The sequence below is a fragment of the Paracoccus sp. Ld10 genome, assembly GCF_045064235.1.
GTDB lineage: Bacteria > Pseudomonadota > Alphaproteobacteria > Rhodobacterales > Rhodobacteraceae > Paracoccus.
Window position 1 is genome coordinate 80,274 of the sequence record NZ_JBISHD010000032.1, and the last position, 20,191, is coordinate 100,464.

Consider the following 20,191-nt stretch of genomic DNA (forward strand, 5'->3'; position numbering starts at 1 on the left):
CCCTAATTTGAGCACCTCGAGCATCTACCCAGCGAGGCAAATGTGGAGCAAAATTTCCAACTATTTCCAAATGAAAAATTTTTAGAGATAATTATCAATAACTTAGGATCAAATCTTACTAATCAAATGGCGGAGAGGGTGGGATTCGAACCCACGGAACCCTCGCAGGCTCAACGGTTTTCGAGACCGCCCCGTTCGACCACTCCGGCACCTCTCCGCGCTTTTTGGTGTGGTGACGCGGAATTAGAGGGGTGGGGGTTGAAGCGCAAGAGGGTTTGAACGAAAAATTCCGCAGCGTCGAATATTTTCGCGAAAGGTTCGGGACATGCTGACCATTCTGGGATTGCTTGCTGCTCTGGCACCATCCGTTCCTGCGTCGATGCAGCCATCCGACATCAGGCTGGTGCAGGTGCAGGCGGATGCGTCCGACCGTATATGGCAGATCCTAGATCTGGCTGCACTGATGCCGATCCTGCAGGAGGAGGCCTTGACCGAGGCCGCGCGGATGGAGGGTGAGGGGCTGATCGCCGGGGGAGGCCTGCCTTGGGCCCGCGTCGTCGGGCGCATCCACGATGTCTCTCGGATGGAGGCGCTTTTTCGGTCCGGCGTGCGCGACGCTGCGGCCCGCATGGACCCGCTGTTGGTGGACCGGGCACTGTCCTTTCATGGATCGGGGTTGGGTCGGCGGGTCATCAGACTGGAGGGGTCGGCCCGGCGCGCCCTGCTGGAAGACGGGGTCGAGGATCAGGCCAGGGCGGATTTTGCACGCGCGCTGCGGGACCACGATCCGCGCGCGGAGAAAATTGTGCAATTGATCGATGGCGCCGACCTGATTGCACCCAACGTTGCGGGCGGGCTGAACGCGGCCATCGCGTTTTCGCGCGGCTATGCCGAAGGCGGCGGATTCGACATGGCTCCGGATTCGCAGCAGTTGATGGCCGAGGCATGGGCACAGCGCGATCAGATCGAGGCGGAGGCGACCGCATGGTTGCAGGGGTTTCTGATGCTGGCCTATGGCCCGCTGAGCGATGATGAACTGTCCGATTACTCGCTGCACGCGGCATCGCCAGAGGGGCAGGCGCTGTCTCAGTTGCTATTCGCGGGGTTCGACAGGGTATTCGGCCAGACATCGTATGACATGGGCATGGCAGCGGCGCTGCGCGGTCAGGGCCAGCAGTTATGATCGTCATCGTCGGCGCACTGGCGCAGCCGCAGCTGAGGCAGGCACTGTGTCTGATGGGGACGCCGGTCCGCGTCCCCGGCGCCCTGACCGGCGGCGCCCGCGCGGGGATTGTGCGGGACGGCTGGCCACAGCTTACTGCCGCGCGCGGCTATGTCACGGGCTTGGCGGTGCCGCAGACGCCGCAGTTGGACCGCTATGCTGCGGTGATGGGCCTTGTTGCGCAGACGGTGGGCGGCATGCAGGTGATGGGTATCGCCAGTGGATCTTCCGGCGACCATGCGCCGGTCGACGATCACGATGGCATCGCCGCCGAGATCGCGCTGCAGATCCTGCAGGCGCCGGTCGAAACGGACGCGGCGCTTCTGGCATGGCGGCTGCCGATGATGGGGACCTGGGCGGCCAGCCGGGTGCGGGCACGGGCAATGGCACCGTCGGGGCAGGGGATCGTTCCACTGCGCCCGGCCGACTCGCTGCGGACACTCCAGCGCAGCCAGCCGTTTCTGGGGTTCTTTGGTGTCGAACGACAGGTTCTGACGCATGCCCTGCATCAGGGCGGGCAAACGGCGGACATCACCCGTGAGGCGTTTCTGTCGGGTGATGCGGCGGTGATGCTGCCATGGGACCCGGTCCGCGACCGCGTTCTGGTCATTGAACAGTTTCGCATGGCACCGGCCCTGCGCGGCGATCCGCAGCCCTGGCTGCTGGAGCCGATCGCGGGGCGCATCGACGCCGGAGAGACACCCGAAGCGGCGATCCTGCGTGAGGCGCAGGAGGAGGCGGGCCTGACCGTGAAGCGTCTGTTTGCGGCATTCCATGCCTATCCCAGCCCCGGCGCGTTATGCGAGTTCCTGTATCACTATGTCGGTATCGCGGACCTGCCGGACGGCTGTGCGGGCATCCACGGGCTGGATGCCGAGGCCGAGGATATTCGTGGTCACCTGCTGGACCGCGCCAGGCTGTCCGCGCTGGTCGATGCGGGGCAGGTTGCCAACGGCCCGCTGGCCACGCTGTCGCTGTGGCTGGACGCCCGCGCGGATCGCATGTTGGCGCAATTGCAGGCGGCAGGGCGGGGTTGCCCCTCCAACCCCGGGGCGTATAGGTAAAAGGGACGTCTTGCACATGTGAACAAAGGTTCGATCGCCATGCGTATCCATTCTGACCTGGCCGACGCGATCGGCAATACTCCGTTGATCCGCCTGAACCGTGTCAGCGATGAAACCGGCTGCGAGATCCTGGGCAAGGCCGAGTTCATGAACCCCGGCCAGTCGGTCAAGGACCGCGCAGCGCTGTATATCATCAAGGATGCCGTGGCGCGTGGCACGCTGCGCCCGGGGGGCACCATCGTCGAGGGTACGGCAGGCAATACCGGCATCGGGTTGGCGCTGGTGGGCGCGTCCATGGGGTTCAAGTCGGTGATCGTCATCCCCGAGACGCAAAGCCAGGAGAAAAAGGACATGCTGCGGCTGGCGGGTGCCATCCTGGTCGAGGTTCCTGCAGCCCCATACAAGAATCCGAACAACTATGTGCGCTATTCGGGCCGCCTTGCGGAGGCACTGGCCCTCACCGAGCCTAACGGCGCAATCTGGGCAAACCAGTTCGACAATGTGGCCAACCGTCAGGCGCATGTGGAAACCACTGGACCCGAAATCTGGGATCAGACCGGCGGCAAGGTCGACGGGTTCATCTGCGCGGTCGGTTCTGGTGGCACGCTGGCCGGGGTGGCCGACGCTTTGCAGCACAAAGGCGTCCGGATCGGTCTTGCCGATCCCGAAGGTGCGGCGTTGCATTCGTTCTATACGACCGGCGAATTCGACAGCCCCGGCAGCTCCATCACCGAAGGTATCGGCCAAGGGCGCATCACCGCAAACCTTGAGGGGTTCACCCCGGATTTCAGCTGGCGGATTTCGGATCAGGAGGCGCTGCCCATCGTCTTTGACCTGTTGCGCGACGAAGGGCTGTGCCTTGGTGGATCGTCCGGCATCAACGTCGCGGGTGCTGTCCGGATGGCCCGGGAGATGGGGCCCGGCCATACCATCGTCACCATCCTGTGCGATTATGGAACCCGCTATCAGACAAAGCTGTTCAACCCTGATTTTCTGCGCGCCAAGGGATTGCCGGTTCCGGAATGGCTAAGCCGCCCGACGCCCGATCTGCCGCAGGTATACGAAGACTGAAAGGTTTCATGCGACATCTGATTGCAACATTGTTGGTGGCGTTGCTGGCCCTGACCGCCGCGCCTGCCATCGCCCAATCCGTCAACTATGACACGTGGAACCAGGTCGCCGAAAGCGCCGAGGCGCTGACCGCTGACCCCCAGGCCACGAACGAGGAACTGGTACGTTCGCGCGCCCGCATCGACGACTGGCGCGACCAGTTGCAAGAGGGCCAGACCGCCAACGGCGACCGCATCGCGACCTTGCGCAACCAGATCGAGGCCCTTGGCGCCGCGCCCGCCGAAGGCGAGTCCGAAGATGAAGAGGTCGCCGGCCGCCGGGCAGAGCTGAACCAGCAGCTGTCCACCGCCCAAGCCCCCCGCATCGCTGCGACCGAGGCGACCAGCCGCGCAAACTCCATCATCGGCCAGATTGATGAAATCATCCGCCAGCGCCAGGCGGTCGAACTGGCAAAGCAGACGCAGTCCCCGCTGTTGCCCGCATCCTGGGCCGCAGCCGCCAAGGACGGCCTGGCCCTGCTGGAAGGGGTCGGCGGAGAGGTCTCTGGCCGCGATGCGACGCCCGAAATCTGGGCCGATCTTCGTCCCCGGCTGCCCTATGTCGCAGCATATCTGGTCGCGGCGCTGTTGATCCTGACCTATGGTCGCGCCTGGATCGTGGGCCTGCCCACACGCCTGTCCAGCCGCGCATCGGAATATTCCAGGGCCGTGCTGGCGTTCGTCGTGTCCCTGGGTCAGATCGCCGTACCGATGGCCGGTGTCTATCTGGGCATCAGCGCCGTTCAGGCAACCGGCCTGCCCGGTCCCTGGACGACACCGTTCCTGAATGCCCTGCCCGTGGCGGCGATCATCCTGTTTGGTGGTATCTGGATGGCCCGTGCGCTGTTCCCACGCACCGCCATCGCCTATACGTCGCTGCAGATGAGCGAGAATGCCCGCGTGTCCGCAGGCCGCATGGTAAAGACGCTGGCTCTGTTGATGGCGATCCATCACATCCTGGCCCGCGCCGTCCTGCCGTTATCGGGCCTTTACGAACAGGGAGAGGCGCAGGTCGGCCGTGTCCCGGTCCAGTTCGATGATGCTGCTGCCGGCGTCTGGCATCTGGTTCTGGTCGTTCTGGCCGCGTTGGCAATGTTCCGGTTGGGAAACATCCTTCGTCGGTTGACGCGTGACGCGGTCACCCAGGACCTGTCCTATCGGCACTGGATCGCGGCGTGGGCGGGGCGACTGACGCGTATTCTGGCGCCCATCGCGGTCGTGCTGACTGCGGCTGGCTTTGTCAATTTCGGCAACCTTATCGTCTGGCCGTGGCTTTTCTCGCTTGCTTTGGTCGGGGCGCTGATCCTGCTGCAGGATTTCACCGCGGACCTTTTCGACATGATGCAGCGCGGCGCCGAGGGCGCCCGCGAGGGTCTGGCACCGTTGTTGACCGGGTTTGGCCTGATCCTGGCCTCGGTCCCGCTCTTTCTGATCATCTGGGGGTCTTCGGGGGCAGAGCTGGCGGAATACTGGGTCCGATTCCGGCAGGGTGTCAGCCTTGGCGGTGTGAACCTGTCCCCGGGTGCCATCCTGACGTTCCTGATCATCTTCGCAATCGGCTATGGTTTGACGCGCGGGGTTCAGGGAATGCTGCGCACCTCGATCCTGCCCAAGACGCGGCTGGATGCGGGCGGTCAGAACGCCGTGGTATCCGGGCTGGGATATGTCGGGATCTTTCTGGCGGCATTGCTGGCGATCACCTCTGCCGGAATCGACATGTCGTCCTTTGCCATCGTCGCAGGTGCGCTGTCGGTCGGCATTGGCTTCGGCTTGCAGAACATCGTGTCGAACTTCGTCAGCGGCATCATCCTGCTGATCGAACGGCCTGTCAGCGTCGGCGACTGGATCAGCGCGGGCGGCCAACAGGGCATCGTCAAAAAGATCTCGGTTCGCGCCACGTTGGTCGAGACCTTTGACAAGACCGAGGTGATTGTCCCGAACAGCGACCTGATCAGTCAGCCGGTGACCAACTGGACGCGCCACAACAAGGTCGGCCGGATCATCATTCCGGTAGGCGTCGGTTATGGCAGTGACACGCGGCATGTCGAACGCATTCTGCGGGAGATTGTCGAGGATCATCCACTGGTATCCATCGATCCCGCGCCGGCAGTTCTGTTCCGCGGGCTGGGTGCAGACGCGCTGGATTTCGAAATCAGGGCGATCCTGGCCGATGTCGGCACCGGGCTGGGGGTAACCTCAGATCTGCTGCACGCGATCGTCCAGCGTTTCTCCAAGGAGGGGATCGAGATCCCGTTTGCCCAACGTGACATCTGGCTGCGCAACCCCGAGGCGCTGCCCGGTCAGTCGCGGGGGTCGGACCCGACCAGCAATCCAGTGACGTCTCCGATCGTGCCGAATACCGCCAGCCCGGAACTCGTCAGCGATGACGGCCATGGTTCCGCTGGCTTGCCTGACGATGGCGACGGACGCTGATTGTTTCTTTGGGGCACAGGGCATGGCGCCTTGTGCCCCGGTTCAGGCGGCCATTCGTCCGGACTGAACGTCGCCGTCACCGTCATCCGGCAACCCTTCGCGCGACAACATGACGGCGACGCCGCGCAACCACGGGATATGCGCGCAGATGATCATCAACGCGACCATGATCGGCACGGCCAGGAACATTCCCGGTACGCCCCAGATCGCGCCCCAGAAGGCCAGCGACAGAATGATCCCAAAGCTGGACAGACGCAGCGTCTGACCCAGCAGCATCGGGTCCAGGATGTTGCCGATCAGGAACTGCGTGGTCGCGCACAGCACGCCCACGATCACCGTGGCCGTGGTGTCGCCTGTCAACACAAAGGCCAGGATCACCGCGATCACCGTCGCGATGATTGACCCGACCGATGGGATGAAGTTCAGAACGAACGTCAACAGCGCCACCGCCGTCGCCAGTTCCAGCCCCATCGTCCAGAACACCAGCCAGACGATGGCGGCGGTTACCGCGCTGACGCCGGTCTTGACGACCAGATAGCGGTTTACCCGGTGCATGATCGACGTGATGATCCGACGGATCTGACGCGCCTGATCTGCGTCATTGGCAAGACGTTCGATCTTGAGCGGGAACCACACCTGTTCGGCGAACATGAACCCCACGAACAGGATCACCAGTACGCTGCCCGACAGGATGCCCGATGCCTGGCCCGCCAATGACCGGATCCATCCGGTGATGTTGAAATTGGTCAATGCCGTGATGATGCGTTCCTGTGCCTCGGGGCCAAGGCGTTCGGTCAGGGCGGGCAGGGCGGCCTGCGCACGTTCGGCATAGCTGGTCGCCAGGAACACGACCTCGTTGACCTGTGCCACGATGGTGGTGGACACCCACAACAGCCCAAGCGCGATGCCGATCAGCGCCAGCGTCGTCGCCAGCCAGTTCGGAACCCTCAGGCGGGTCGAAATGGCGTGGATCGCGTCCGACGTCAGTGAAAACAGAATGATTGCGATCGCCAGAGAGATCAGGATGAACTTGGCCTGCACCAGCATGAACATCAGCAGGGAAAACGCGATCAGCCCTAGAAACCCGGTCTGCAGACGTTCTCTCAGCACGGTCTCGTTCGAATGGTCCAAATGACGCCCCTGCGGATCGGAAAAACCCGACCCCGTCGGCCGGGGTCGGGTCGATGATATCAGTCCTGCGCGCGTGCGGGCTGGTCGGGATCGCCCACATCCAGATCGACCGCGTCGCCCTGTTCGGCGATGCGCGCGACAGAGCCGACGACCTCGGCCGCGGCGGTGTTGAAGACCCGCACCCCACCTGCGCTGCGCGAGCGGAAACTGATGCCCTGCACCGGCACGCGGATCGACTGTCCGGTCGATGTGGCCAGCATGATCTGGTCAAAACTCTCGACAGGGAAGCTGGCGACCAGCGGCCCGCCGCGCATGGCACGGTCCATGGCCATCACGCCTTGGCCCCCGCGACCGCGGACCGGATAATCGTGGCTGCTGCTGATCTTGCCCGATCCTTTGGCGGTGATGGTCAGGATCAGATCCTCGGCCGCGGACATCTCGATATAGCGTTCCTGGGTGACGGTGCCCTCGGGGGTATCGTCATCCTCGTCCGCCTCGGCACCGTCGTCCAGTGCACCGGCGACCGCACGGCGCATCTTCAGATAGGCGACGCGTTCGGACGGATCGGCCTCAAAGTGGCGGATGACCGACATGCTGACGACCTTATCGCCATCGGCCAGGCGGATGCCGCGAACGCCGGTCGAATCGCGACCCTTGAAGACCCGCACGGCCGTCGTCGGGAACCGGATCGCGCGGCCCTGCGCAGTCACCAGCATCACGTCGTCCTGTTCGGTCGCCAAACGCACGTTCACCAGCGTGACGCCATCGGGCAGCTTCATCGCGATCTTGCCGTTCGACCGGACGCTGCCGAAATCGGACAGCGCGTTTCGGCGCACGTCGCCGTCATCGGTGGCAAAGACGACCTGATAGTTCTCCCACTCCGTCTCGGGCGCATCCATCGGCAGCAGCGCCGCGATGCTGACACCCGCGCCGATGGGCAGGATGTTGACCATCGCCTTGCCCTTGGACGTGCGGCCCGCCAGTGGCAGACGCCAGGTCTTCATGCGATAGACCATGCCATCGGTGGTAAAGAAAAGCAGTTCTGTGTGCGTATTGGCCACGAACAGCGTCGTGACGATGTCGTCTTCCTTGGTGGCCATGCTGGACAGGCCCTTGCCGCCACGACGCTGCGACCGGAATTCGGCCAGCGCGGTCCGCTTGATGTACCCGCCCGAGGTGATGGTCACCACCATGTCCTCACGCTCGATCAGGTCCTCGTCCATCATGTCGCCGGACCAGTCGACGATTTCCGTACGACGCGGCACAGCGAACAGCGCGCGAACCTCGCGCAGTTCGTCCGCGATGATCGCCATGATCCGTTCGCGCGACGCCAGGATCGCCAGATAATCGCGGATGCTGTCGGCCAGCGATTGCAGCTCGTCGGTGACTTCCTTGACGCCCAGCTGGGTCAGTCGCTGCAGGCGCAGCTCCAGAATGGCGCGGGCCTGGGTTTCCGACAGGTTGTAGGTGCCGTCCTCGTTCACCGGGTGCAGCGGGTCGTCGATCAGGCGCAGATATTCGACGATGTCATGGGCGGGCCAACGGCGTTCCATCAGGCGTTCGCGGGCCTGCGGGGCATCCGCACTGCTGCGGATCGTTGCCACGACCTCGTCGACATTGCTGACCGCCACGGCCAGGCCGCACAGCACGTGGCTGCGTTCGCGGGCCTTGCGCAGCTCGTACGCGGTGCGCCGCGCGACGACCTCCTCGCGGAAGCTGATGAAGTAGGTCAGGAAGTCACGCAGGGCCAGCTGTTCGGGTTTGCCGCCGTTCAGCGCCAGCATGTTGCAGCCGAACGTCGTCTGCAGCTGCGTGAACCGGAACAGCTGGTTCAGCACCACCTCTGGCGTGGCGTCACGCTTCAGCTCGACCACGACGCGGACGCCGTGGCGGTCGGATTCGTCCTGGACGGTGGCGATGCCCTCGACCTTCTTTTCCTTGGCCAGTTCGGCGATCCGCTCGATCAGGGTGGACTTGTTCACCTGATAGGGGATTTCGTCGACGACGATGGCAAAGCGATCCTTGCGCGGTTCCTCGATATGGGTCTTGGCCCGGATCAGAACGCTGCCGCGCCCTTCCAGATACGCCTTACGCGCCCCGGACCGGCCCAGGATCGTGGCACCGGTCGGAAAATCAGGACCGGGAATGATCTCCAGCAGGCGTTCCGTGGGCAGGTCCGGGTCCGCGATCAGTTCCAGCGTGGCGTCGATGACCTCGCCAAGGTTATGGGGCGGAATGTTTGTCGCCATGCCGACGGCGATGCCGCCTGCACCGTTGACCAGCATGTTCGGAAACCGGGCCGGCAGGACGGTCGGTTCGCGGTCCTTGCCGTCATAGTTGTCCTGAAAATCGACAGTATCCTTGTCGATATCCATCAGCAGAAAGTTGGCGGCCTTGTCCATGCGCACTTCAGTATAGCGCATGGCCGCGGCCGGATCGCCGTCCATCGAACCAAAGTTGCCCTGACCATCCAGCAGCGGCAGCGACATCGAAAACGTCTGCGCCATCCGCACCAGCGCGTCATAGATCGCGCTGTCGCCATGCGGGTGGTACTTGCCCATCACGTCGCCGACCGATCGGGCCGATTTGCGATAGGACTTGTCGGCGGTGTTGCCGGACTCGTCCATCGCATACAGGATGCGGCGGTGAACCGGCTTCAGACCGTCGCGCAGATCGGGGATCGCCCGGCTGACGATCACCGACATCGCATAGTCCAGATACGAGGTCCGCATCTCGGCGCTGATGTCGATCACGGGTCCGTCGTGATGCATCACCACGCGTGCCGCGGCACCGTCTACGGGGGTTTCGGGCAGATCGTCTTCTGGGGTGTCGGCCACGGGTATTCCTCAACATCTAGTTGGGGTTCGGTATAGCCGAGCCAGCCGCAGGGGGCAATCGCGCCCCGCCCCCAAGGTCGGGAAAACACGCCGCCTAACACCCTTATACGCTCTTGCGCGCAGCGATTGCCCACAGGCCGGCCAGACCCGCCGACAGGATCGCGTTCCAGCCCGCCATCGACATGCCGATGAACTGCCACGCGACCTCGTCACAGCGCACGACGGGGGCGGATTGCAGGCGGGTCATCAGGTCCTGTGTCGTCATGCGCGACAGATCGCCGATGCCGCCGGAACAATGTGTGGGCCCGGCCCACCATGTCATCTCGACCCCGACATGATAGATCGCCAAACCCATCGCCGCGCCCGCGGCGATCATGCCCAACACAGCCAGCGCCCGCACCCGGCCGGTCAGCCAGATCAGACCCGCGATGCCCGCCGCCGCGACGTGTGGCCAGCGTTGCAGGATGCACAGCTCGCACGGGGCATAGCCTGCCGCCTGAAACCCAAGCGCGGCGATCAGCAGCAATGCGGACCCCGCGCCGGCAATCAGGGACAGACGCAGACCCGTCACAGGAACCTCAACGCGGCAAACCCGCCAATCAGACAGGCCATGAAGATGGTGAACATCAATCCAAGGCGCCGTTCGATAAATTCGCGAATCGGCGGCCCGAACCGCCACAGCAACCCGGCCACGACATAAAACCGGCCCGCGCGCCCCACGATGCTGGTCAGCACGAACAGGGGCAGTGAAAAGCCCACCGCTCCAGAGAAAATGGTGATGACCTTGAACGGGAACGGCGTCAGCGCCGCGACCAGCACCGCCCATCCGCCATATTCGGCGAACCGCGCAGCCAGGTCGTCAAATGCGGCCTCTTTGCCGTACATCGTCAGGACCCACACGCCGACGCTGTCCATCAGCACGGCGCCGATCCAGTAGCCCAGCAAGGCGCCCAGCACCGATCCCGCCGTGGCGATGCCCGCGATGGCCCAGGCCCGTGCCCGCTGCGCCAGCACCATGGGGATCATCAGGACATCGGGTGGAATCGGAAAGACGGAGCTTTCGATAAAGCTGACGCTGAACAGCGATGCGTTCGCGTGGCGATGGGACGCCAGCCCCATGGTCCAGTCGTAGAGCCTGCGCAGCATACCCGCCCCTTTTTCATGTGCCCCCGTGCATCCCCCCTGAAAGCCGCAACGTCAAGCATCTTGCGCGCACGTCGCGCCGCTGTGATGGTGCCGGGGAACCCCCGGCGGGGCGGGGCGTTCGGGGCAACAGCCAGCAGGGGGACTAAGGCATGCAATGGCGCGGACGACGGACTAGCAGCAATGTCGACGATCGGCGCGGCATGGGCCGGGCCGGGGTCGGCGGGCTTGGCGTGGCCGGAACCCTTGTGGTTCTGGCGGTCGGATATTTCTTTGGGATCGACGTGACACCGTTGGTGCAGGGCATGGATCAGGGCGGCGGCCAGTCCACCGAACTGAGCCAGCGCGACGAGGAATGGGGTCAGTTCGTCGGCGTCGTGCTGGCCGACACCGAAGAGGTCTGGCAGCCCGTCCTGCAGGATCAGGCGGGCATTGCCTATCGCGATCCGACCCTGGTGCTGTTCCGGGGGGCCGTGCAATCGGCGTGCGGCGGCGCGTCGTCGGCCATGGGACCGTTCTATTGCCCCGGTGACCAGCGCGTCTATCTGGACACGGATTTCTTTGACATGATGGCGGACCGTATGGGTGCAGAGGGCGATTTCGCCGCCGCTTATGTCATTGCACACGAAATCGGCCACCATGTCCAGAACCTGACCGGCACGCTTGGCGCAGCCCAGCAACCGGGATTGTCTGAAACGCAGGCCAACCAGCTGTCAGTGGCGACGGAATTGCAGGCGGACTGCTATGCCGGCATATGGGCGCGTCAGGCGCAGGAACGTTTCGGCACGTTGGACGTTGGCGATCTGGACGAGGCGATGCGTGCAGCAGAAGCCGTCGGCGACGATGTGATTCAGGCCAGTGCGGGCCGGACACCGATGCCCGACAGCTTTACCCACGGCAGTGCGGCGCAGCGTCAGGAGTGGTTGCAGCGCGGGTTCGACTCGGGCGATATGAGACAGTGTGATACGTTCGGTGCCGGTGGTCTGTGACCTCCATAGCCTGACAGACCGGAGAAGATGATGACCCTGATCCTGACTTTCGCGGGCCTTTTGACCGCATTTGCCATCACTTTGGCATTGGGCGCTCCAAAGCAGCGTCCAGTTCCGATCCGCGAGCGGGATTGATCATAAGCGCGGCATGCGCCGGGCTTGGTCCTGTGTGGCCCATTCCGGCCACCAACCCAGCTTTTCCAACGCCAGCATCGCGCAGCCGATCGCAATGATTGCTATCACCAGTTTCACTGATCGGGAGCTTGGAGGGTTGCGGGCCCATTTTGCCGCACGCAACAGCCAGATCATGTTCATCGCGCGCCCTGCCTGTTAAATCGGTGCCGAATCGAAACAGACGCAGCGACGAAACTCAAGAGCGATACCCCGTGCCGAACCACCGCGACAGCCGTAACCTACCCCATCGTGCTCTTCAGATGTATGATCTGGTGGCCGATGTCGAAAATTATCCGCAATTCCTGCCCTGGAACAGCGCTGCGCGCATCCGCACGCGCACGACCCGTCCCGACGGGGCAGAGGAGATCACCGCGGATCTGGTGATCAGCTTCAAGGTGTTTCGCGAACGTTTTGGCAGCCGCGTCGTGCTGTGGCCCGAACAGGACGGCATCTGGAAGATAGACACGGAATACCTCGACGGCCCGTTCAGGTACATGCGTAGCGGCTGGTCTTTCAAGGATCTGCCCGAAGGCGGATGTCATGTGGAATTCTTCGTCGATTTCGAATTCAAGAACGCGATTCTACAGCGGTTGATCGGCGTCGTGTTCCACGAGGCAATGTCCCGCATCGTCCGGGCATTCGAAGACCGGGCCCGCGAGCTCTATGGCTGACAGACAAAAGGCCGCCCCGTAGGGCGGCCTTTTCAGATCAGAGCAACGCCGCTTTCAGTGCATCTGCCCTATCCGTACGCTCCCAGCTGAACGCGGTCGCACCGTTCAGCGCATAGGGTTCACGGCCAAAATGGCCATAGCTGGCGGTCGGACGATAGATGGGGTGCAGCAGGTCCAGCTCGCGGATGATCGCAAAGGGACGCAGGTCGAACACTTCGCGTACGGCTGCAACGATCTTATCCACCGGCACGGTTTCCGTGCCGAAACAGTTCAGGCTGATCGAGGTGGGTTCGGCCACGCCGATGGCATAGCTGACCTGAATCTCGCAACGCTTGGCCAGGCCTGCTGCCACGATGTTCTTGGCGACCCAACGACCGGCATAGGCCGCAGAGCGGTCGACCTTGGACGGGTCCTTGCCGGAAAACGCGCCGCCGCCGTGGCGGGCCATGCCGCCATAGCTGTCGACGATGATCTTGCGCCCGGTCAGGCCGCAATCGCCGACGGGACCGCCGATGACGAACTTGCCCGTGGGGTTGATAAAGAACTTGGTCGCGTCCGTCAGCCATTCGGCGGGCAGGACCGGGCGGATGATCTCTTCGATCACCGCCTCGCGCAGATCGGCCAGGCTGATTTCCGGGTTGTGCTGGGTGGACAGCACAACCGCATCGATCCCCTCAGGACGGCCATCGACGTCATAGCGCAGGGTCAGCTGCGACTTCGCGTCCGGGCGCAGCCACGGCAGTGTGCCGTCGCGCCGCACCGTCGCCTGTCGTTCGACCAGCCGATGCGCATAGGTGATCGCGGCGGGCATTAGCACGTCGGTCTCGTCGCTGGCATAACCGAACATCAGGCCCTGATCGCCTGCGCCCTGTTCCTCAAGGCTGGCGCGGTCGACGCCCTGATTGATCTCGGGCGACTGCTTGCCGATAATGTTGATGACCGAACAGGTCGCCCCGTCAAAACCAACATCCGATGAATTGTAGCCAATATCGGTGATGACGCCGCGCACGATAGATTCCAGATCCACCCATGCGCTGGTCGTGATCTCTCCGGAAATGATGGCGACGCCGGTCTTGACCATGGTCTCGCACGCCACGCGGGCGCGGGCGTCCTCGGCCAGGATGGCATCCAGAATCGCGTCCGAGATTTGGTCGGCGATCTTGTCGGGATGACCCTCGGAGACGGATTCCGAGGTAAAGGTCGAATATTCTGTCATGACATCAGTACCGGTAATGGTCGGATTTGAAGGGGCCTTCCGGCGTCACGCCGATATAGGCGGCCTGTTCGGACGACAGCACCGAGAGTTTCGCACCGATCTTGTCCAGATGCAGGCGCGCAACCTTCTCGTCCAACGCCTTGGGCAGGATATAGACGCCGGGCTTGTAGTCCTCGCCCTTGGTCCACAGCTCGATCTGCGCCAGCACCTGGTTGGTAAAGCTGGCCGACATCACAAAGGACGGATGGCCCGTGGCGTTGCCCAGGTTCAGCAGACGGCCCTGCGACAGCAGGATGATGCGGCTGCCCGAAGGCATCTCGATCATGTCCACCTGGTCCTTGATGTTGGTCCATTTGTGGTTGCGCAGGCTGGCCACCTGAATCTCGTTGTCGAAATGGCCGATGTTGCCGACGATCGCCATGTCCTTCATGGCACGCATGTGCTCCAGCCGGATCACGTCGCGGTTGCCGGTCGTGGTGATGAAGATGTCGGCGCTGTCGGCCACATCCTCCAGCGTCACGACCTCGAACCCGTCCATGGCCGCCTGCAGCGCGCAGATCGGGTCGACCTCGGTGACCTTGACCCGGGCACCGGCGCCCTGCAGCGATGCCGCCGACCCCTTGCCCACATCGCCATAACCGCAGACGACGGCGACCTTGCCGGCCATCATCACGTCGGTGGCGCGGCGGATGCCGTCGACCAGCGATTCCTTGCAGCCGTACTTATTGTCGAATTTCGACTTGGTGACGCTGTCGTTGACGTTGATCGCCGGGAAGGGCAACTGGCCGTTCTTCTGCAGATCGTACAGGCGATGCACGCCTGTGGTCGTCTCTTCGGACACGCCGACGATCTGGTCACGCATCTTCGTGAACCATCCGGGCGATTGTGCCAGACGCTTGGCGATCTGCGCCTTGATGACGGTTTCCTCGTCCGATTCCGGGACGGGGATCACATCTTCTCCGGCCTCGGCGCGAGCGCCCAGCAGGATGTACAGCGTCGCGTCCCCACCATCGTCCAGAATCAGGTTCGGCCCCTCGGGGAACTGGAACGACCGGTCAAGATAGTCCCAGTGCTCGGCCAGGCTCTGCCCCTTGATGGCAAAGACCGGCACGCCCGCCGCGGCAATGGCGGCGGCGGCATGATCCTGGGTCGAGTAAATATTGCATGACGCCCAACGAACATCGGCGCCCAGATCAGTCAGCGTCTCGATCAGGACGGCGGTCTGGATGGTCATGTGCAGGCTGCCGACAATACGGCCCCCCGCCAAAGGCTTGGCTGCGCCATATTCGGAACGCAGCGCCATCAGACCGGGCATTTCCGTTTCGGCGATGTCCAGTTCCTTGCGGCCATATTCGGCCAGCGCGATGTCCTTGATGATGTAATCGGTCACAGCTGTTCTCTTCGGTCATTCACAGGTTGCAACCGGAATATCCGATGCACCAGTGGTCCGAAAGGGGCTAATCCGTCACATGCTTACGACTGAAGGCTGACTGCTGCGCGCCATGCGAATCACAAAGTCATGCGTCAACAGCTTTGCCGTCGTCAGAGAATCGCCATCCGGCGAATATTCGACCAGACGACCATCCAGAACCAGACGCGCCAATCCGATGACATAGCAACGCGCCGACAGGGCCAGCATCGCAATATCCTCTCGCGGGTGCAGACGACCGCTGTCCCGGGCACGGGCCAGCATCCGCACCGTCAGATCGGTGATGCTGTCGGTGTAGCGCCGCAAGGCCGGCTCGTTTCTGGCGTTCGTCATTTGGCAGTCCTGCAGCAGTCGAAACTGCGCCGGATGTTGATATGCCCAATCCAGATAGGTGTTCCCCAGGCTGAGGAACTGCGCCAGCGGATCGTCAGGATCGACCTGTACAACCGCCCGGGTACAACTGTCGATCAGCACGATCAGTGCCTGTTCGACGCTGGCGACCAACAAAGCCCTGTCATCGTGAAACAGCGCGCGCACTTTTTCAACGGGCTCATCAACGGCTAGCGCGATCGAGGCAAGCGACGGGGGGTACCTTCGTTGGTCTTGGACCAGCGTGATCACGGCGCTTATGGCGCGGTCGTGCAGACCCCTTGGGGCGCGGCGTTCAGCTAGATATTTCATCACGATGCAATCCGATCCGTTGCAGTGTTGGCAAAACGAAAACAGATGACTTGAATGTGCTTCAGGAACCAAAATTCCGTGAAAAGCAGCCGATAAATCTGTGGCGATAACCCGGCTGTACATCTTTAGCGGATGCACGGTCCGGTTGAGACAATCATAGCACGATGTGTCGCCTATGCGACATATCTAAATGGACAGGTCCACGTGCCGGGGCACATGGACCTGTTTTAGCGTGGTTTGGCAGGCTAACGGTTTCAGGCGCCGGAACGGGCGACGCGCTTGCGTTCGTTCGGATCCAGGTGCCGCTTGCGCAGACGGATGTTCTTGGGCGTGACCTCGACAAGTTCGTCGTCGTTGATATAGGCAATGGCCTCTTCCAGCGACTGGCGGACGGGCGGCGTCAGGCGAACGGCCTCGTCGGTGCCCGATGCGCGGACGTTGGTCAGCTGTTTGCCCTTCAGCGGGTTCACCTCAAGGTCGTTGTCACGGCTGTGTTCGCCGATGATCATGCCCTGGTACAGCTGTTCCTGCGCACCGATAAAGAACTTGCCGCGATCTTCCAGCTTCCACAGCGCATAGGAGACGGACACGCCGTTCTCCATGCTGATCAGGACGCCCTGACGGCGACCCTGGATCGCGCCCTTATAAGGTGCCCAGGAATGAAAGATCCGGTTCAGCACGCCGTTGCCGCGCGTGTCGGTCATGAACTCGCCCTGATAGCCGATCAGACCACGCGACGGCACATGGGCCACGATGCGGGTCTTGCCAACGCCTGCAGGGCGCATCTCGACCAGATCGCCCTTGCGATCGCCGGTCAGTTTTTCGATCACGACGCCGGTGTACTCGTCGTCGACGTCGATGATGGCCTCTTCGATCGGCTCCATCCGGACGCCGTCTTCGTCACGATAGATGACGCGCGGACGGCTGATCGACAGTTCGAACCCTTCGCGGCGCATGTTCTCGATCAGGACGCCCATCTGCAATTCGCCACGGCCCGACACGATGAAGGCGTCGCCGCCTGCCGTGTCTTCGACCTTGATGGCGACGTTGACCTCGGCCTCGCGCATCAGGCGCTCGCGGATGACGCGGCTCTGGACCTTCTTGCCATCCTGTCCGGCCAGCGGGCTGTCGTTGATGCCAAAGGTCACGCTGATGGTGGGCGGATCGATCGGCTGCGAGGGCAGGGCGGTTTCCACCTCGGGGGCGCACAGCGTATCGGCCACGGTCGCCTTGGCCATGCCCGCGATGGTGACGATGTCACCTGCCTCGGCCAATTCGATGGGGGTCTGGGTCAGACCACGGAACGCCATGATCTTGCTGATGCGGAACTGCTCGATCCGCTCGCCATCGCGCGACAGCGCCTTCAGCGTGTCACCGGCCTTGGCCGTCCCGGCTTCGACCCGGCCCGTCAGCAGGCGGCCCAGAAACGCGTCGGCGCCAAGCGTGGTCGCCAGCATCTGGAACGGCTCGGTTGCGCGGGTGATCTGTTTGGGCGGCTGCACGTGCTTCAGGATCAGGTCGAACAGCGCGTCCATGTTCTTGCGGTCGCCGTCCAGCGTTTCGTCGGCCCAACCGCCGATGCCCGAGGCATAGACATGCGGAAAGTCCAGCTGTTCGTCGCTGGCGCCCAAGTTGGCGAACAGGTCGAACACATCGTTCAGCGTCTCATCGGGTTCAGCTGCAGGCTTGTCGACCTTGTTCAGCACGACAATTGGGCGCAGGCCCAGCGCCAACGCCTTGGACGTCACGAATTTCGTCTGGGGCATCGGGCCCTCAGCGGCGTCGACCAGCAGGCACACGCCATCGACCATCGACAGGATACGCTCCACCTCGCCACCGAAATCGGCGTGACCGGGCGTGTCAACGATATTGATGCGCGTGCCCTTCCACTCGACCGATGTCGCTTTGGCCAGAATGGTGATGCCGCGTTCGCGTTCGATGTCGTTGCTGTCCATCGCGCGTTCCGCGACGGCCTGGTTGTCGCGGAAGGACCCCGACTGACGCAGCAGCTGGTCCACCAAGGTGGTTTTGCCGTGGTCGACGTGAGCGATGATGGCGATGTTGCGGATATCCATGACGGCCTTAATCTTTAGGTTTCGCGGTTGCCCTAGCCGATAAGGGCCGCGAATGCCAGCCCGCAAATGCGAAACACCCCCAACACGACGATTGGAGGTCCCAGTTGTTACAGTACCGTCGTGTTCGTTGCGATTCTGAGGCCAAGCTATCGATTAAACCGCGCCGAATGCAACAGAAGCATCTCTCGCTCAGCGCATGACATCGTTCTCTGCCGAAGCTAACGGATCAACGCCCATTCTTGGAGGCGCAAACGCAGGAGTGACGTGGCCAGTGCGACCAGTATACAAATATGAATCTGCTCTGGTTATTTGGCTCTTTTCTACCGACCAATTGATCTATCAAGACTGACGCACACGCGGCGCATAACGTCGTACGCGGATGGCCATATCAATCGAGCCACTATTCTTGCAGAGCGGGATAAGTCGAAAATCCGGCGGCCTTCGCCCCGGATTTTCGATCATGGCAGACCGTTTAGCGAAGGCCCAGAAACGACAGGACGAACAGAACGACAACAACCAGGCCAACAATGTAGATAATCGAGTTCATAGCATATTCCTTTTGCTGTGCGCGTCTGCCGCGACAAAGGGCGCGACGCGGCGACGCATCTGTCAGCAAACGGGGCAGCGTACGCGTAAGTTCCCTGCCGGACACGAAAATTGCTATCGCTCTATTGCGCGCGGTGCAGCCACCCCATTCCTGATTGCGTCGTGCGGACAGGGGTGTATTCGGCCGACACCCACCCGCGATACCCCCATTCGTCCAGTTCTGCGAACAGCGCGGGATAGTCCAGAGAGCCCACGTCAGGTTCGTTCCGGCCGGGATGTCCTGCGATCTGGATGTGGCGCACGACCGGTGCGACCTTGCGCCAGCACGCGCCCATGTCACCGGTGATCACCTGGGCGTGATAGGTGTCAAGTTGCAGCCCAAGGTTCGGCGCGGCGATGCGGTCGATGATGTCGATGGCCATTCCATAATCGTTCAGAAAACAGCCAGGCATATCGGTGTCATTCACAGGTTCGATTGTCAGGCTGGCATGGGGCGCGCGGGCCGTGGCCCATGCCAGGTTCGCCACAAAGGTCTCCAGCGCCTGCGGACCCTCGGCGCGTCCGGCCATGATATGGATATGTCGTGCATGCAGGACCTGCGCGACACGCAGGCTTCGTTCGAAATCGCGGCGAAATCGGTCCTCCAGCCCCGGCACGGCGGCAAATCCGCGGGGCCCGCCTGCCCAGTTCGGGGGAGGCGCATTGATCAGCACGATCGGCACCCCTGCCTTGACCGACGCGCGGTACAGGTCCGGCGCGGCGATGTCATAGGGAAACAGGATCTCGACCCCCTCGAAACCGGCCTCTGCCGCGGCGGCAAAGCGGTCGGTCATCTGCAGTTCGGTAAACAGCGTCGTCAGATTGGCTGCGAACTGCGGCATTCAGGTCTCCAGTGCAAATGACTGTCCGCCCGACCGGACCGCCGCCCGACCATCGGGCCCGGGATCGGCGGCAGCGGCCAGACGATAGAATGTCTTGCGGTCGATCAGCGCCTCCAGTCCACCACGAATATGGACATAGGGGCGCGGCACGTCGGTCGTGCCGCGCATGACGATCGCATGATCCGGACCTGCCGTCACCCGGTCACCGACATTCGTGGTGAATGTGATCGCGTCGTCGGCGATGTCTGCATCGATGACCAGAAACGGCGCGTCTTCAACCCGGATACCGATCTTTTCGACCGGAGACACCAGATAGAACCTGTCACCCTCTCGCTTCAGGATGCTGGCGAACAGGCGCACCATCGCGGGGCGTCCGATGGGCGACCCCTCGTGTATCCAGGTGCCGTCGGCGCGGATCAACAGGTCCATCTCTCCGCAATAGGGCGGGTTCCACAGGTGGACGGGCGCAGGTCCGTTCTTGCCCGCTATGGCCGCGGCCTGGACCAACCCATCGGAGTTCACGCTTTTGTCACCGTTTTCCGCCATTCGATCTGGTCGCCTGTGTCTGGACTGCCTATGCTTTCCTTAAA

General features: G+C 62.8%; 17 protein-coding genes and 1 tRNA gene. 6 read left to right on the top strand and 12 right to left on the bottom strand.

The window, feature by feature from the left end; translation table 11 throughout:
• Positions 1–127: 127 nt before the first annotated feature.
• A tRNA-Ser gene (locus ACJJVR_RS14245) sits at positions 128–217 on the bottom strand.
• A 108-nt stretch (positions 218–325) separates the two neighbouring features.
• On the opposite strand from ACJJVR_RS14245, the gene ACJJVR_RS14250 reads away from it, so the two are divergent.
• From ACJJVR_RS14250 to ACJJVR_RS14265, 4 genes are read left to right on the top strand one after another with little or no spacing between them, the layout of a single operon-like run.
• The gene (locus tag ACJJVR_RS14250) at positions 326–1,183 is read left to right on the top strand and encodes a hypothetical protein (protein ID WP_405405535.1); all 858 of its coding nucleotides are present in this window, start codon (positions 326–328) and stop codon (positions 1,181–1,183) included.
• Entirely contained in the window at positions 1,180–2,286 is a 1,107-nt protein-coding gene (locus ACJJVR_RS14255) for an NUDIX domain-containing protein (RefSeq protein WP_405405536.1), read from the top strand. The genes ACJJVR_RS14250 and ACJJVR_RS14255 overlap by 4 nt, the downstream gene beginning before the upstream one ends.
• A 39-nt stretch (positions 2,287–2,325) precedes the next feature.
• Complete coding sequence (locus ACJJVR_RS14260) at positions 2,326–3,357, top strand: cysteine synthase A (protein WP_405405538.1); 1,032 nt, start codon at positions 2,326–2,328, stop codon at positions 3,355–3,357.
• Positions 3,358–3,365: 8 nt separating this feature from the next.
• Positions 3,366–5,828, top strand: a complete 2,463-nt coding sequence (locus ACJJVR_RS14265; RefSeq protein WP_405405539.1) for a DUF3772 domain-containing protein — start codon at positions 3,366–3,368, stop codon at positions 5,826–5,828.
• Positions 5,829–5,870: 42 nt separating this feature from the next.
• Here the strand turns inward: ACJJVR_RS14265 and ACJJVR_RS14270 are convergent, their stop codons facing one another.
• The 4 genes from ACJJVR_RS14270 to ACJJVR_RS14285 all read right to left on the bottom strand — a co-directional run bounded on the left by ACJJVR_RS14270 (position 5,871) and on the right by ACJJVR_RS14285 (position 10,942).
• Positions 5,871–6,959, bottom strand: coding sequence for an AI-2E family transporter (locus ACJJVR_RS14270; RefSeq protein WP_405405540.1), 1,089 nt, complete (start codon positions 6,957–6,959; stop codon positions 5,871–5,873).
• Positions 6,960–7,018: 59 nt separating this feature from the next.
• Positions 7,019–9,796, bottom strand: a complete 2,778-nt coding sequence (gyrA, locus tag ACJJVR_RS14275) for a DNA gyrase subunit A (protein ID WP_405405541.1) — start codon at positions 9,794–9,796, stop codon at positions 7,019–7,021.
• A 103-nt stretch (positions 9,797–9,899) separates the two neighbouring features.
• Positions 9,900–10,367, bottom strand: a complete 468-nt coding sequence (locus ACJJVR_RS14280; RefSeq protein WP_405405542.1) for a disulfide bond formation protein B — start codon at positions 10,365–10,367, stop codon at positions 9,900–9,902.
• Positions 10,364–10,942, bottom strand: a complete 579-nt coding sequence (locus ACJJVR_RS14285) for a YqaA family protein (protein ID WP_405405545.1) — start codon at positions 10,940–10,942, stop codon at positions 10,364–10,366. Before ACJJVR_RS14285 ends, ACJJVR_RS14280 begins: the two co-directional genes overlap by 4 nt.
• Positions 10,943–11,091: 149 nt before the next feature.
• Here ACJJVR_RS14285 and ACJJVR_RS14290 point away from each other — a divergent pair, with 149 nt between their 5' ends.
• Positions 11,092–11,928 (top strand): neutral zinc metallopeptidase, encoded by an 837-nt coding sequence (locus ACJJVR_RS14290; protein ID WP_405405547.1) that lies wholly within the window; start codon positions 11,092–11,094, stop codon positions 11,926–11,928.
• Positions 11,929–12,063: 135 nt separating this feature from the next.
• Here ACJJVR_RS14290 and ACJJVR_RS14295 read toward each other — a convergent pair whose 3' ends face one another.
• Positions 12,064–12,243, bottom strand: a complete 180-nt coding sequence (locus tag ACJJVR_RS14295; protein ID WP_405405549.1) for a hypothetical protein — start codon at positions 12,241–12,243, stop codon at positions 12,064–12,066.
• A 71-nt stretch (positions 12,244–12,314) separates the two neighbouring features.
• On the opposite strand from ACJJVR_RS14295, the gene ACJJVR_RS14300 reads away from it, so the two are divergent.
• A complete protein-coding gene (locus ACJJVR_RS14300; protein ID WP_405405550.1) occupies positions 12,315–12,773 on the top strand; it encodes a type II toxin-antitoxin system RatA family toxin in 459 nt (152 codons plus the stop codon).
• Positions 12,774–12,810: 37 nt separating this feature from the next.
• Here ACJJVR_RS14300 and metK read toward each other — a convergent pair whose 3' ends face one another.
• From metK to ACJJVR_RS14330, 6 genes are all read right to left on the bottom strand, one after another.
• A complete protein-coding gene (gene metK, locus ACJJVR_RS14305) occupies positions 12,811–13,989 on the bottom strand; it encodes a methionine adenosyltransferase (RefSeq protein ID WP_405405552.1) in 1,179 nt (392 codons plus the stop codon).
• Positions 13,990–13,993: 4 nt separating this feature from the next.
• A complete protein-coding gene (gene ahcY / locus ACJJVR_RS14310) occupies positions 13,994–15,379 on the bottom strand; it encodes an adenosylhomocysteinase (RefSeq protein WP_405405554.1) in 1,386 nt (461 codons plus the stop codon).
• Positions 15,380–15,454: 75 nt separating this feature from the next.
• Positions 15,455–16,099 (bottom strand): TetR-like C-terminal domain-containing protein, encoded by a 645-nt coding sequence (locus ACJJVR_RS14315; RefSeq protein ID WP_405406459.1) that lies wholly within the window; start codon positions 16,097–16,099, stop codon positions 15,455–15,457.
• Positions 16,100–16,353: 254 nt separating this feature from the next.
• Positions 16,354–18,174 (bottom strand): translational GTPase TypA, encoded by a 1,821-nt coding sequence (gene typA, locus ACJJVR_RS14320; protein WP_405405556.1) that lies wholly within the window; start codon positions 18,172–18,174, stop codon positions 16,354–16,356.
• Positions 18,175–18,842: 668 nt separating this feature from the next.
• On the bottom strand, positions 18,843–19,601 hold the full coding sequence (locus ACJJVR_RS14325; RefSeq protein WP_405405557.1) for a hydroxypyruvate isomerase family protein: 759 nt from the start codon (positions 19,599–19,601) through the stop codon (positions 18,843–18,845).
• On the bottom strand, positions 19,602–20,147 hold the full coding sequence (locus ACJJVR_RS14330; protein ID WP_405405558.1) for a DUF1285 domain-containing protein: 546 nt from the start codon (positions 20,145–20,147) through the stop codon (positions 19,602–19,604).
• Positions 20,148–20,191 lie beyond the last annotated feature (44 nt).